This window comes from Halomonas sp. MCCC 1A13316 (assembly GCF_014931605.1).
Classification (GTDB): domain Bacteria; phylum Pseudomonadota; class Gammaproteobacteria; order Pseudomonadales; family Halomonadaceae; genus Halomonas.
Map to the genome: position 1 here is coordinate 82288 of NZ_CP053382.1, position 12968 is coordinate 95255.

Below are 12968 nucleotides of genomic sequence, written 5' to 3' on the forward strand. Positions count from 1 at the left end.
GTCGATTCTTGTTCAGCGAGCGAGGCAGGCGGGAGAAGCTGCGCTGGCGTCCATGACCGGGCGCACAAGAAACTGACCGGCCATGTTGCAGCGGGTTCGGCCCTGGCCGCCGAAATCGACGAAGCAGTCCTGCTGCGAATGACCGCCGGCGCTGACCTGATTCCAGTACCAGCCGGAGGGCGTATCGGGAAACGCCCTGCCGTCGATCGCCATGCCCTCTGCGTCGCTTGCCTGCATCAGGCTGCGCAGTTCGAAAAAGCGCGGCAATCGCCAAGGACAGTCGGCCGTGGAAAAGGCGTCGACATGCGCCTCGGCACCGCTCAGTGGCAGGCGTTCCGCTTCGCCTTGGCAGCGGCCGTCGCGAAAGGCCTGGCCCAGGCTGCAGCGCATCCACACCAGCCCCTTCGTAGTATCCGCGACCCGGTCTTCGACGGGAAAACGAAAGCGTTCGCTGGCGTGCCCTTGGCCGAGTGTGCCGAGGGTCACCATCAGCACGGCAAGAGCGGCTCGCTTCACGCTTCCGCAGCCTGCTGTTGAGCGCTGGGCACACGGCCGCCAAGGCGGGCGGTGATCTCGGCGGCGGTTTCCCGTACCAGCTCACCCAGTTCCAGTAGTCGCGCTTCGGGAATACGCGCTACCGGCCCCGACACCGAGATTGCCGCCAACGGTGTGCCATGCTGGTCATGCACGCAGGCAGCGACGCAGTGCAGCCCGATGGCATGCTCCTCGCGGTCGCAGGCGAAGCCTTGTCGACGCACCTCGGCAAGGTTGGCCCGCAGCGTCTCCGGTGTGTGCAGGGTATTTTCGGTGACCCGCTCGAGACCGCGTTCGGACAGCACCCATTCGAACTCGTCGTCGGGCAGCCAGGCCATCAGTGCCTTGCCCACTCCCGAGGCGTGCAGCGGTGCGCGCGAGCCGAGCCGGGTGATCATGCGCATCATCTGGGGCGATTCGCTCTGGGCCAGGAACACGGCCCTGGCACCGTCGCGAATGCCCAGGTTGGCGGTCTCACCGGTCTGGGCGGTCAGGCGACGCAGGAAGGGCCGGCTGGTGGCGACGAAGTCGCGCGCCTCAAGGAAGCTGTTGCCGATGCGGAAGGTCTTGACGTCGATCTTCCACACGCCGAGTTCGCCGTCCTGGGTGACGAAGCCCTGGCCCTGCAGCGCCTGCAGCAGGCGGTGAGTGGTAGAGGGCGCCAGATCGACCATCTCGGCCAGTTCGGACAGTGCCAGACCGCCCGGCGTGGCCGCTAGCCGCTCGAGCAGGGTGAGCCCGCGCACCAGCGACTGGCTGTGGCCGCTGGCGCTCTTGCCGGGGCCGGGAGGGCGCCCCGCCGTTCTACGTTTGACTTCACTCACCTGCGTATTTCCTCTACTAATGGCCTGGCGAACCTTTCTGCGAAGGTCAGCGACAGGATACCGCCTCGCTGCCGGCTTGTCTCGATTGCGGAAATGCCTTCCACAGTTCTTGTGCCGCGACTTTTCTACACGGTGTCCTGCCACAACCTCATCAACTATGGCGCCACCGGGGTTCGCGCTTGCCGACAAAGGCATCGATGCCTTCGGCCACGTCCTCGGCCAGCATGTTGCAGGCCATGGTTTCGCCGGCGAAGGCGTAGGCTTCATTCAGCGGCATCTGCAATTGGCGCTGGAACAATGCCTTGCCGGTACGCAGCGCCACGCGGCTCTTGGCGCAGAGGCTGGCAGTGAGTTCGGCGAGCGCCTCGTCCAGCGTCGCGTCGTCGGCCACGCGATTGATCAACCCCCATTCGAGTGCCTGGTCGGCGTCGATGAACTCGCCGGTGAACAGCATTTCCATGGCGCGTTTGCGGCCGATGCTTCGCGACAGCGCCACGGCGGGCGTCGAGCAGAACAGCCCGACGTTGATGCCCGACACCGCGAAGCGAGCCGACCTGGCTGCGACCGCCAGGTCGCAGCTGGCCACCAGTTGGCAGCCGGCGGCGGTGGCCAGCCCCTGGACCCGGGCGATCACCGGCACCGGCAGGTGAACGATGCGCTGCATGACCTCTCCGCAGCGAGCGAACAGCTCCTGGTAATAGGCCTTGTCGGGGTTGGCGCGCATCTCCTTGAGGTCGTGCCCGGCGCAGAAGGCGCGCCCCTCGGCGGCGATGACCACGCAGTGTACCGAGTCATCGTTGGCCAGGCGGGCGAGCTCGTCGCCCAGTGCCTTGAGCATCTCTTCCGACAGCGCGTTGAACTGGCGCGGACGATTCAGCGTGAGGGTGGCGACGCCGCGTTGATCGCGACGAATTACCGGACGTTCGTCGACGGTTGTGGTCATTGTCGTATCCTGTAGAAACGTGCCCGCCACCAGCCTAGCCTGTCGAGCACGTTTTTCGTCAGCCCTGCGACCAAAGACGGTGTGGCCCGCTGCCCGGAGCCCACCCAGCGAGAGCGAAGCATGAGCGATTCGATCCCTGACCATGAAGATCTGCACAAGGGTATGCCGCAGTCGGGCAACCGGCTGCTGGCCGACGTCAGCCTGCCTGCCGCGGTGATCCACGAGCCGGCGCTGGCCCATAACCTGGCCTGGATGCAGCGATTCTGCGAAGCCCATGGAGCGCGCCTGGCGCCTCACGGCAAGACCACCATGTGCCCCGAACTGTTCCAGCGCCAGCTCGCCGCGGGTGCCTGGGGCATCACCCTGGCTACCGCCCCTCAGTGCCGCGCGGCCTTCCGCCATGGCGTCCAGCGTCTATTGATGGCCAACCAGCTCGTCGGCGAGGCCAACATGGCGATTGCCGCCGAGCTGATTGAAGCCGGTGCCGATTTCTACTGTGTGGTCGACAGCATCGCCAACGTCGAGCAACTGGCACACTATTTCTCCGCCCGCGGCCTGCGCCTCAAGGTATTGGTAGAGCTCGGGATGCCCGGAGGACGTTGCGGCTGTCGCGATACCGACGAGGTGATGGCGCTGGCCGAGCGCATCGACAGCGAGCAGGCATTGGTGCTGTCCGGGCTGGAGGGTTACGAAGGCGTGGTGCACGGCAACGAGCCCGAGCGAGCCGTGCGCGCCTATGCCTGGCAACTGGTCGAGGCGGCTCAAGGGCTGGAGCGCGACGCCCTGATCGAGACGCCGCAGCCGCTCATCACGGCGTCCGGCTCGGCCTGGTACGACCTGATCGCCGGCGTATTCCATGAAGCACGGCTGGGCGCCCGGTTCGTGCCGGTGCTGCGTCCTGGCTGCTACGTGGTGCACGATCACGGTATCTACCGCCAGGCCCAGCGCGAGCTTCTGGGACGGCAGCCGCAGATCGAGCGCGGGCTGAAGCCGGCACTCGAGATATTCGCCCAGGTGTTGTCTCTACCCGAGCCGGGGCTTGCCATCATCGGCATGGGCAAGCGTGACATCGGTCACGACCAGTTGCCCGAGCCGCTGCGGCGCTACCGCGAGGGCGACGAGCGAGGCCGTTTGCTGCCTGTGGAGGGTTGGCGCTTGACCAAGCTGATGGACCAGCACGCCTTCGTCCAACTGCCCGCGGACGAGGATGAGCCCGGCGCCGGTAACGGCAGGGTGCGGGTGGGAGACATCGTTGCCTTCGGCGTTTCCCACCCCTGCCTGACCTTCGACAAATGGCGACGGATCTGCCGCGTCGACGAGCGGCTCGAGGTGGTAGAGGTGATGCAGACCTGTTTCTAGGCTATGCCTGAAAACTGTCTTCGCTTGGCCATACGGCGTTAAAAATCAGCGCAAAGTACTCATTTACAGCACGTAAACTCCGTCTTTGGACTCGCGTCATCCCTGTCGCTCGCTCTTCGAGCAGCGGAGCTGCCAAAATCGGCTTTCCTGCCGATTTGTCGCTGATTTTTGCCTTGTCTGGCCTTCGCTCGCCGACTTTTCAAGCAAAGCCTAAGCCAGATGGATTCATCGCTCCAGTTCGGCCGTTCGCTCGCGGGCGGCCTTGAGCCGCGCCAGCCTGTCGCCGAACAGGTAAGCACCGAGCGCCACCAGGATCAGCGCCGCACCGACCAGCATCGAGGAAGAGGGCTGCTCCTGGTTGAGCGTCATGCCGAGACCCAGCGCCAGTATCGGGGTGATCAACGTGACCAGTGCCAAAGTGGCGGCGGTAAGCCGCGAAAGGATCAGGAAATAGCAGAGGAAGCCGAGCAGCGACCCGAACAGCGCCAGGTAGAGGACCGCCCACAGCCCGCGTACACTGAGCGGCACCGCCAAGGGTTCGCCGCTGGCCAGCCATAGGAGGAAGAAGCACGGCAGGCTCAAGCCCAGCGCCCCCAGGGTCTGCTCCAGCGGGCCGAGGCCTGCAGCCACGCGCTGCACGGTAATGCCGCTGCCGCTGAACAAGGTCACGGCCAGGAGCATCATCAGCAGGGCTGGCAGTTGGTCACTGCCCAACACCAGGCTGTCGACGAATACCACGGCCAGGCCCGCCACGCCGAGAATGCAACCGAACCAGTGCCAGCGGCGCAGCTTCACGGCGCCGGGCATGAGTTGCAGGATCAGTCCTGAGATCAGAGGCGCCATGCCGAAGATCACCGACATCATGCCGGAAGGCAGCGACATCGAGGCGTGATAGCTAAGCGCCATGGCACCGAACACCCCGGGTACCGCGGCTGCGTAGCTTTTCATGGCACGAAGGTCCCTGCGCAGGCTTCGACGCATCAGCAGCAGAATCGCCAGCCCCACCAAAAAGGCGATCAGCATGCGCAGCATCACGCTGCCGACCGGTGCGCCCGCCTCGGCGCTCCACTTGATGCCCAGTGGCGTGGTGGCCCAAACCAGCACTACGATCAGGTAGGCGGCGGCAGTTGGCATGCGGGTCTTCCCTGAGATCGATGCGGGATGCTTCGGAAAGTAATCATTAGCATAACAAGAACTACCGCGTCGAATCGGCAAGCCTGGCGCAGGCCCGGCTACGATAACTCAGCCATACAAGCCATGAGGCATTGACCACGAAGAGGTACCGATGCAAAACGCACAATGTCTGGGTATCCTGCTGCCTGAGGATGGTCCCCCCGACTATGAATGGTACGGACTGAGCGAGCGTCCCGGCCCCGGCGAGGCGCTGCCCGCCATCGAGGTGGGAAAGATACTCAGCGACGGCCACCATGAGCACACTGCCCTGATGGCCCTCGGGGCTACCGATCGCCTGGCTGCGGCAGGTGAGGCGCTGGTCAGGGACAAGGGCGCCCAGGCCGTGGTGTGGGCCTGTACCAGCGGCAGTTTCATTGGCGGGCTGGAGTGGTCTCTCGCCCAGTCCCGTGAGCTTTCGCAGTGGCTGGGGGTACCCACCACCAGCACCGCGCTGGCGTTTCGAGATGCCCTGGCAGCTCTCGGCCAGCGTCGGGTCGACCTGCTCAGTCCCTATCCGGCGGAAGTCACCGAACAGTTGGTTCAATTTCTGTGCGACAGCGACGTGACAGTGGAAAACGTTCGTGTGCTGGATTGTCCCTATGCGGCGGATTCTCACCGGCTCGATATCGTCGCGACCGTACGTGATTATGCCCAGGGGCACGAATCGAACAACCCGATCCTGGTTCCCGATACGGCGATCAATACCCTCGAGCTGGTAGAAACGATGAACCGGGAGGCCGGACGCCCGGTGCTCACGGCCAATCAGGTGAGTCTATGGGCGGGGCTGAGACTGTTGCAGCGCAGTGGTGGCCCGGTTCGCTATCTCCAGGTATTGCGCGAAGCGGCATAACCTGGGTTAAGCAATATAAACGAGGAGTTTTGCTATGTTCCGAACGGAGTGGAAAATTTTGTCACTGGAGGACGAATGAGCGACGAACTGAGTGAGTTCGAGCAGAGCGTCAGGCGTGAGATCGATGCCTTTCTGAAACCCGGGCACGAGCCCTCGCCAAGACCCGATCTGCCCGGTGACAAGAGCCTTGGGAAGAAGCGTACGAAGCCGGTCGACCATCAATCCGCCCAGTCTTACAAGACCGGACACTTGGTCCGGCTCGCGGTGAGAACGCGCAAACTGGAAACCGACACCGTCTTTGAACACCGCTCCACCAGCATCTCCAAGCTGGAAGCCCAGTTGGAGGCCGAAAAGGCCGCGAAGAAAGCCGGCTATCCGATCATCGGCTATGTGATCGACATTAAGCCTCTGTAGCCGCTTCGAACGGCACCTCCCAGCATCGCGACGACTCCCGCACAGCGTAGGCGTCATGCCATCTCATGACATGCCACTCAAGTCAGTCGCAAGCGCTCGCTGCTCGAAGGGAAGCCAGGAGGAGCCTTTGGCCCCTCCCTATTGGCAGATGAGCTCAGTACTGGCCAAGCTCTGCTTCGAGCTTGAACAGGCTGGCCGAGAGCTCGCCGGGCGTCATGGCCGGTGTCTCCGGTGCCACGGCCGAGGGCCAGGCTGTCAGCGTCTCCGTATAGGCTGCCTGGAGTTCGTCCAAGCTTTCGCTGTCGTACAGGTCGGAGTGGCTTTCGAGCAGCGACTTGGCCACCTGCACGAACCCGCGGCTATCCTGGTATTCGACGACATTGACGAATTGGCCGTCCTTGATGGCTTCCTCGTACTCGTGCATTGCCTGACGCAGCAGAGCCAGCTGGACGCGGCTCTGGAAGGCCACGTCGCTACGCAGCGCCTCGTCTACGTCCTGCATGGCAGAGTCGATGGCCTCCATCGCCGCTGCGTAGGCCTCGGCGTTGTCGTCCCACTCCTCTCCCTCGCGAGCTTCCTCGACCAGCGCCTCCAGCGTGCTCTTGAAGTCTTCGACACCACGCTCCTCGAAAGCCAGCTCCAAGGGCTCGTAGTGTTCCTCGATGGGGTGGCCGAAGTGCGGCTGGGCTGCCGTCTTCTCGCCCTCCTGAAAGAGATCGCGTGCGACGAACAGGTGCCCCTTCATCATGGCCAGGTTGGTGTAGTAGACGCCGGGGTTGCTGGCATCGACATTGCCGCCTTCGCCGCCTTCGCCGCCTTCGCCGCCTTCGCCGCCTTCGCCGCCTTCGCCGCCTTCGCCGCCTTCGCCGCCTTCGCCGCCTTCGCCGCCTTCGCCGCCTTCGGAGCTGGAATGGGCTTGGCCGCCTTCACCGCCTTCGCCACCTTCGCCACCTTCGGAGCTGGAATGGGCTTGGCCGCCTTCACCGCCTTCACCGCCTTCACCACCTTCACCAGCGGCGGACTCATTCAGGTAGTCAAAGACTGCGTAGGGGTCGGATGCGCCGCCGCCTTCTCCGCCTTCACCACCTTCACCACCTTCGCCACCCTGGGCGTGGCCGGCTTCGCCACCTTCGCCGCCCTCACCACCTTCACCGCCATGGTCGGCGCTGGCCAGCAGAAGCGTATCGGGGGCTTGGGTATAATCGGTAGGGCTTTCGAATTCGGCCCAGCTCGCCGAGCTGGTGCCGAGTAGAACACTGGTGCCTACGCCAACCCAGAGCTTGGTGCGGGTATTATTGGTCATGTCGACTCCTAGTCGATTGCGTTTATCAGGGGGCTCGGCCACGGGGCCGTCGCCAGGCCATTATAGGCTGCCGACTTGTAAAGCCTAACGCAAACGATTTGCGATTCGTTATACTCAACGCTGATTTCTCGTCCGACTGGAGCGCCTCCATGATCCTCTGCATCGACCAGGCTGTCTCACCAGAGTTGTTGTCCCGCGTCAGAACCATCCTGGCCGACACGGACTTCCGCGATGGTCGGGAGACTGCCGGCTGGCATGCTCGCACGGTCAAGCAGAACGAGCAGGCCGATGGGCGATTGCCCGAAATTGGCGAGTTACGCCAGGAACTCACCAAGACGCTCCAGGCCCACCCGCTCTTCCAGATGGCGGCGCGTCCACGGCGCATGAAACCGCTCATGTTCAGCCGTTATCAGGAGGGCATGACCTACGGCAACCATGTCGACGATGCCGTCATGGCCACGCCCCAGGGCGCCATGCGAACCGACTTGTCTTTCACCCTTTTTCTCAGTGAGCCGGAAAGCTATGACGGCGGCGAACTGCTAATCGACTCGACGGCGGGTGAGCAGACCTACAAGCTGCCAGCCGGTGGCCTGATCCTCTATCCTTCATCGACGCTCCACCGGGTCGAACCGGTGGTCCGAGGCGAGCGTCTCGCCGCCGTGGGTTGGGCCCAGAGCCAGGTTCGCGACCCGCAACAGCGTGAGATTCTCTTCGACCTGGATACCACTCGCCGACAGGAGTTCGAAGCCAACGGCAAGACGCAGACCTTCGATATGCTGTCCAAGAGCCTGGCGAATCTGCTGCGGATGTGGGCGGAAATCTGAGCCGGACAAAAGAACGCCGCGCTTGAGCGCGGCGATCCGGGAGCATGGCGACGTTGGCCGTCAATCCTCGAAATTGGTCTCGGAGTAGAGCACCCTTACGCGCAGGGTGTGTTCGACCTTGCGCAGCGCCTCGAGTGCCTGCTCACCGTAGGCCTTGTCCACGTCGATGACCACGTAACCGACTTTCTCGTTGGTTTGCAGGTACTGGCCGGAGATGTTGATGCCGCTTTCGGAGAGCACCCGGTTGATCTCGGAGAGCACACCCGGCACGTTGTCGTGAATGTGCAGGACGCGGTGCTTGTCCGGGTGAGCCGGCAGTGCCACCTCGGGGAAGTTGACCGCGGTGACGGTGGTGCCGTTGTCCGAGTAGGTGATCATCTTCTCGGAGACCTCGATGCCGATGTTCTCCTGGGCCTCGAGAGTGGAACCGCCGATGTGCGGCGTGAGGATCACGTTGGGCAGGCCACGCAGCGGGCTGACGAACTCTTCGTCGTTGCCCTTGGGCTCCACCGGGAAGACGTCGATGGCGGCACCGTAGAGGCGACCGGCCGCGAGTGCCTCGGCCAGGTCCTCGATCACCACCACGCTACCGCGGGAGGCGTTGATCAGGATGCCGCTGGGCTTCATCAGCGCCAGTTGATCCTTGGCGATCATCCACTTGGTGGAGGGCAGTTCGGGCACGTGCAGGCTGACCACATCGGCCCGGGCCAGGAGTTCCTCGAGGCTTGCCACCTGGTTGGCATTGCCCATGCCGAGTTTGGTCACCACGTCATAGAAAATGACGTTGAAGCCGAGCGACTCGGCCAGCACGGAGAGCTGGGCGCCGATGTTGCCGTAGCCGACGATGCCCAGCGTCTTGCCGCGGGCCTCGTGGGAGGCCTTGGCGCTCTTGAGCCAGCCGCCCTGGTGGGCGCGGGCGTTCTTCTCGGGAATGCCGCGAAGCAGCATGATGGCCTCGGCCAGCACTAGCTCCGCCACCGAGCGAGTGTTGGAGTAGGGGGCGTTGAACACCGGGATGCCGCGCGTAAGCGCCGCATTGAGGTCGACCTGGTTGGTACCGATGCAGAAGCAACCCACGGCGCTGAGCTTCTCGGCGGCGGCGAAGACCCGCTCGTTGAGCTGGGTGCGCGAGCGAATGCCGAGGAAGTGCACGTCACGAATCTTGTCGACCAGCGAGGCCTCGTCGAGCGAGGTGGTCAGGTGCTCGATATTGGTGTAACCGGCATTCAGGAAATTGTCCACCGCGCTTTGGTGGACGCCCTCGAGCAGCAGGATCTTGATCTTGCTCTTGTCCAGGGACGTTTTGGCCATGGTCGAATCAACCCCTTCTTGGTGCGCCGCGTGCTGGAAACAGGGCGCTCATGTTAACACAATCGCTACCAACTAAGATGAAAATGCTGCGTCGCGAAGATGAGGGCGCTGCACGTTGCGCGGCGCAGGCAGACGACCCCCGGGGCAGTGCGTGTATACTGTGGCTCCTGAAAACAGCGGCGACGAGTTAGAGGTGTCATGGCCGAACGTGACAAGCAAGCGGCGGGCGAGATGGCGGTGAGCGAGGACGCCGAAGTCGATTTCGCGGCGACCGTGGAGAGACTGGAACGGCTGGTAGAACAGCTGGAGTCCGGCGAGCTGTCGCTGGAGGGTTCGCTTGCCGCCTTCGAGCAGGGCGTGCGCCTGACCCGCGATGCCCAGCGTCGCCTGGACGAGGCCGAGTTGCGGGTGCGTACCCTGATCGAGCGTCCCGACGGCAGCATTGACTTCGCCCCCTTCGATGCCCCGGCTGCGGAGGATGATAGTGAACGCTGACTCGCTCGCGGTTCTCCTGGCCGCCGACCGGGCGCGCGTCGATGCCTTCCTGGCCCGGGCTTTTGAGCGCCGTCAACCTGCGGCACCGCGCTTGGAGGAGGCCATGCGCCATGGTCTGCTGGTGGGCGGAAAGCGCCTGCGTCCGCTACTGGTCTACCTGGCCGGGCGAGCACTGGGCGCCTCCGATGAGGCGCTCGATGCGCCGGCTGCCGCGGTCGAGCTGATCCATTCCTACTCGCTGGTGCACGACGACTTGCCGGCCATGGACGACGACGACCTGCGCCGCGGCCAGCCCACGGTCCACCGCGCCTTCGACGAGGCCACGGCGATACTCGCCGGCGACGCCTTGCAGACGCTGGCCTTCGAGGTACTCGCCGGTGCCGCTCATCCGCGCCTGCCCGCGCTGATCCTCACCCTGGCCACGGCCGCCGGCCGCGACGGCATGGTCGGCGGCCAGGCACTGGACCTGGCCGCCGTTGGCGGCCACCCTGACGTCGAGGCCCTGGCCACCATGCATGCCCACAAGACCGGTGCGCTGATTCGCGCCGCGGTACGTATGGGCGCGCTGACGGCGGTGGATGAACATGACCCCCGTGTCGCGGCGCTGGAACGATACGCCGAGGCGCTCGGCCTGGCCTTTCAGATTCACGACGACGTCCTCGACGTCACCGGCGATACCCAGACCCTGGGCAAGGCGTCGGGTGCCGATGCAGCACGGGAAAAGCCCACTTATCCCGCCCTGCTGGGGCTGGAAGGCGCCCGCCGCAGGGCCGGCGAGTTGACCGAGGAGGCGCTGGTGGCGTTGGCGCCGCTGGGTGAAGCGGGCGACCCGCTTGCGCAGCTGGCCCGCTACATGATCGAGCGCGACCACTAGCCATATGGCATGACAGCCAGGACGACCGAATCGCACATGAAGCTCTACGACGTAATACCAGTCGAGCGCCCGGTGACCCCGCTGCTCGATTCGCTGGACACGCCGGCATCACTGCGGGCCATGACCGGTGCCCAACTGCTGCAGGTAGCCGACGAACTTCGCGCGTACCTGCTCTACAGCGTGGGACGCAGCGGCGGCCATTTCGGCGCCGGCCTGGGCGTGGTGGAACTCACCGTGGCGCTGCACCACGCTCTGGAGACGCCGCATGACCGCCTGGTGTGGGACGTTGGCCACCAGGCCTACCCGCACAAAATCCTCACCGGCCGCCGTGAGGCGATGCCCAGCATTCGCCAGTATGGCGGGCTGGCCGCCTTCCCGCGCCGCGCCGAATCGCCTTTCGACACCTTCGGCGTGGGCCACTCCAGCACCTCGATCTCGGCAGCGCTGGGCATGGCGCTGGCAAGCGCCACCCGCGGCGACAGGCGCCGGGTGTGTGCGGTGATCGGCGATGGCGCCTTGACCGCCGGCATGGCTTTCGAAGCGTTGGCGCACGCCGGCCACCTGGACGCCAACTTGCTGGTGGTACTCAATGACAACGAGATGTCGATCTCCGAGAACGTCGGTGGCATCGCCAGCTACTTGGCGGGCATCCTCTCCAGCAAGCCCTACCTGACCTTCCGCGAGGAGGGCAAGCGCGTTCTCTCTCGCCTCCCCGGCGCGCTGGAACTCGCCCGACGCACCGAGGAGCACATGAAGGGCATGGTCAGCCCGGCCACGCTGTTCGAGGAGATGGGCTTCAACTACATCGGCCCGCTCGACGGCCACGACCTGCCCACCCTGATCCAGACCCTGCGCAACATACGCGACCTGGACGGGCCGCAGTTCCTGCACGTGAAGACCCGCAAGGGGCGCGGCTTCCTGCCCGCCGAAGCCGACCCCATCGGCTACCACGCCATCACCAAGCTGGAAAAGAATGGCGAGGCGCCAATCAGCAAGCCCGCCGTACCGGTCAAGAAGAAATTGAAGTACTGCAATGTCTTCGGCGAATGGCTGTGCGACATGGCGGCGGCCGACGAGCGGCTGATCGGTATCACCCCGGCGATGCGCGAAGGTTCCGACCTGATCCGCTTTTCCAAGGAGTATCCCGAGCGCTACTACGACGTGGCCATCGCCGAGCAGCATGCGGTAACGCTGGCCGCCGGCATGGCCTGCGAGGCGATGAAGCCGGTGGTGGCGATATACTCCACCTTCCTGCAGCGCGGCTACGATCAGCTGATTCACGACGTGGCGGTGCAGGGGCTCGACGTCACTTTCGCCATCGATCGCGCCGGCCTGGTGGGCGAGGATGGCCCCACCCACCACGGCAGCATGGACCTCTCCTTCCTGCGTTGCATTCCCGGCATGGTAGTGCTGGCACCGGCCGACGAGGCCGAGTGCCGCGCCATGCTCAGTGCCGCCTATCACTATCCTGGGCCGGCCGCAGTGCGCTACCCGCGCGGCACGGGGCCGGGCGTGGAGATCCCCACGCACCTCGAGCCGCTGGAGATCGGCAAGGCCGAACGGCGGCGCGAGAGCGGCGCCAAGGCGGGCAAGCGCATTGCCCTGCTCGCGTTCGGCAGCCTCAATGGCCCGGCGGCCGAAGTTGCTGAGGCTCTCGATGCCTCCCACGTCAACATGCGCTCGGTCAAGCCGCTCGACCGCGAATCGATCCTTGCAGCCGCGGCCGAGCACGACCTGCTGGTCACCCTCGAGGAGAACGTTGTGTCAGGCGGGGCCGGCAGCGGTGTCAATGAGCTGCTCGCCGCCGAAGGCATGAAGGTTGCCATGCTCAACCTGGGCTTGCCCGATGCCTTCGTCGAGCACGGCAAGCCCGCCGAGCTGTTGGCCGAATGTGGCCTGGACGCTGCCGGTATCGAAGCGGCGATAAGGGCGCGTTTGAGCTAAATCTTCAACTCCGTTCTCTCTATGCAGCCGGTCTCATAGGCCGGTTTTTTTGCGAATTGAATTAACGTTGAATACTACTTTCGTCAGAAAAGCCTTGGATGCTTATAAATTAAGGTTTCT

13 protein-coding genes are annotated in these 12968 nt (G+C 64.5%); 7 read left to right on the top strand and 6 right to left on the bottom strand.

All coding sequences use genetic code 11. From position 1 onward, the window contains the following. Positions 1 to 12: 12 nt before the first annotated feature. The 3 genes from HNO52_RS00395 to HNO52_RS00405 form a co-directional block, all read right to left on the bottom strand. Positions 13 to 516, bottom strand: coding sequence for an Lcl C-terminal domain-containing protein (locus HNO52_RS00395; RefSeq protein WP_197567128.1), 504 nt, complete (start codon positions 514 to 516; stop codon positions 13 to 15). Further along, the gene (locus HNO52_RS00400) at positions 513 to 1358 is read right to left on the bottom strand and encodes an IclR family transcriptional regulator (protein ID WP_197567129.1); all 846 of its coding nucleotides are present in this window, start codon (positions 1356 to 1358) and stop codon (positions 513 to 515) included. Before HNO52_RS00400 ends, HNO52_RS00395 begins: the two co-directional genes overlap by 4 nt. Positions 1359 to 1509: 151 nt before the next feature. Next, on the bottom strand, positions 1510 to 2301 hold the full coding sequence (locus HNO52_RS00405; RefSeq protein ID WP_197567130.1) for an enoyl-CoA hydratase: 792 nt from the start codon (positions 2299 to 2301) through the stop codon (positions 1510 to 1512). Positions 2302 to 2421: 120 nt separating this feature from the next. Here HNO52_RS00405 and HNO52_RS00410 point away from each other — a divergent pair, with 120 nt between their 5' ends. Beyond that, positions 2422 to 3660: an amino acid deaminase gene (locus HNO52_RS00410; protein WP_197567131.1), complete on the top strand. Its 1239-nt coding sequence runs from the start codon at positions 2422 to 2424 to the stop codon at positions 3658 to 3660. A 225-nt stretch (positions 3661 to 3885) separates the two neighbouring features. Here HNO52_RS00410 and HNO52_RS00415 read toward each other — a convergent pair whose 3' ends face one another. Beyond that, a complete protein-coding gene (locus tag HNO52_RS00415; RefSeq protein WP_197567132.1) occupies positions 3886 to 4794 on the bottom strand; it encodes a DMT family transporter in 909 nt (302 codons plus the stop codon). Positions 4795 to 4945: 151 nt separating this feature from the next. Between HNO52_RS00415 and HNO52_RS00420 the strand changes: the two genes are divergently transcribed. Both HNO52_RS00420 and HNO52_RS00425 read left to right on the top strand, forming a co-directional pair. Beyond that, on the top strand, positions 4946 to 5683 hold the full coding sequence (locus HNO52_RS00420) for a maleate cis-trans isomerase family protein (protein ID WP_197567133.1): 738 nt from the start codon (positions 4946 to 4948) through the stop codon (positions 5681 to 5683). A 75-nt stretch (positions 5684 to 5758) separates the two neighbouring features. Continuing rightward, the gene (locus tag HNO52_RS00425) at positions 5759 to 6097 is read left to right on the top strand and encodes a hypothetical protein (protein ID WP_197567134.1); all 339 of its coding nucleotides are present in this window, start codon (positions 5759 to 5761) and stop codon (positions 6095 to 6097) included. Positions 6098 to 6251: 154 nt separating this feature from the next. Here the strand turns inward: HNO52_RS00425 and HNO52_RS00430 are convergent, their stop codons facing one another. Next, complete coding sequence (locus tag HNO52_RS00430) at positions 6252 to 7400, bottom strand: 4-helix bundle domain-containing protein (RefSeq protein ID WP_197567135.1); 1149 nt, start codon at positions 7398 to 7400, stop codon at positions 6252 to 6254. Positions 7401 to 7549: 149 nt separating this feature from the next. Here HNO52_RS00430 and HNO52_RS00435 point away from each other — a divergent pair, with 149 nt between their 5' ends. Continuing rightward, complete coding sequence (locus HNO52_RS00435; RefSeq protein WP_197567136.1) at positions 7550 to 8224, top strand: Fe2+-dependent dioxygenase; 675 nt, start codon at positions 7550 to 7552, stop codon at positions 8222 to 8224. A gap of 60 nt (positions 8225 to 8284) precedes the next feature. Here HNO52_RS00435 and serA read toward each other — a convergent pair whose 3' ends face one another. Beyond that, positions 8285 to 9535 (bottom strand): phosphoglycerate dehydrogenase, encoded by a 1251-nt coding sequence (serA, locus tag HNO52_RS00440; protein WP_197567137.1) that lies wholly within the window; start codon positions 9533 to 9535, stop codon positions 8285 to 8287. A gap of 198 nt (positions 9536 to 9733) precedes the next feature. Between serA and HNO52_RS00445 the strand changes: the two genes are divergently transcribed. The 3 genes from HNO52_RS00445 to dxs are packed head-to-tail and all read left to right on the top strand — an operon-like array spanning position 9734 to position 12848. Next, the gene (locus HNO52_RS00445) at positions 9734 to 10030 is read left to right on the top strand and encodes an exodeoxyribonuclease VII small subunit (RefSeq protein ID WP_197567138.1); all 297 of its coding nucleotides are present in this window, start codon (positions 9734 to 9736) and stop codon (positions 10028 to 10030) included. Beyond that, positions 10014 to 10904 carry a (2E,6E)-farnesyl diphosphate synthase gene (gene ispA, locus HNO52_RS00450; protein WP_197567139.1) on the top strand — a complete coding sequence of 297 codons (891 nt, stop codon included), beginning with the start codon at positions 10014 to 10016 and terminating at the stop codon, positions 10902 to 10904. The genes HNO52_RS00445 and ispA overlap by 17 nt, the downstream gene beginning before the upstream one ends. Before the next feature lie 36 nt (positions 10905 to 10940). Next, the gene (dxs, locus tag HNO52_RS00455) at positions 10941 to 12848 is read left to right on the top strand and encodes a 1-deoxy-D-xylulose-5-phosphate synthase (RefSeq protein ID WP_197567140.1); all 1908 of its coding nucleotides are present in this window, start codon (positions 10941 to 10943) and stop codon (positions 12846 to 12848) included. Positions 12849 to 12968 lie beyond the last annotated feature (120 nt).

What these genes read in the sequence shown, in the direction of transcription:
- serA (WP_197567137.1), bottom strand. Translation starts at nt 9,535, where the DNA reads ATGGCCAAAACGTCCCTGGACAAGAGCAAGATCAAGATCCTGCTGCTC.
- HNO52_RS00430 (WP_197567135.1), bottom strand. Translation starts at nt 7,400, where the DNA reads ATGACCAATAATACCCGCACCAAGCTCTGGGTTGGCGTAGGCACCAGT.
- dxs (WP_197567140.1), top strand. Translation starts at nt 10,941, where the DNA reads ATGAAGCTCTACGACGTAATACCAGTCGAGCGCCCGGTGACCCCGCTG.
- ispA (WP_197567139.1), top strand. Translation starts at nt 10,014, where the DNA reads ATGATAGTGAACGCTGACTCGCTCGCGGTTCTCCTGGCCGCCGACCGG.
- HNO52_RS00415 (WP_197567132.1), bottom strand. Translation starts at nt 4,794, where the DNA reads ATGCCAACTGCCGCCGCCTACCTGATCGTAGTGCTGGTTTGGGCCACC.
- HNO52_RS00445 (WP_197567138.1), top strand. Translation starts at nt 9,734, where the DNA reads ATGGCCGAACGTGACAAGCAAGCGGCGGGCGAGATGGCGGTGAGCGAG.
- HNO52_RS00435 (WP_197567136.1), top strand. Translation starts at nt 7,550, where the DNA reads ATGATCCTCTGCATCGACCAGGCTGTCTCACCAGAGTTGTTGTCCCGC.
- HNO52_RS00410 (WP_197567131.1), top strand. Translation starts at nt 2,422, where the DNA reads ATGAGCGATTCGATCCCTGACCATGAAGATCTGCACAAGGGTATGCCG.
- HNO52_RS00405 (WP_197567130.1), bottom strand. Translation starts at nt 2,301, where the DNA reads ATGACCACAACCGTCGACGAACGTCCGGTAATTCGTCGCGATCAACGC.
- HNO52_RS00420 (WP_197567133.1), top strand. Translation starts at nt 4,946, where the DNA reads ATGCAAAACGCACAATGTCTGGGTATCCTGCTGCCTGAGGATGGTCCC.
- HNO52_RS00425 (WP_197567134.1), top strand. Translation starts at nt 5,759, where the DNA reads ATGAGCGACGAACTGAGTGAGTTCGAGCAGAGCGTCAGGCGTGAGATC.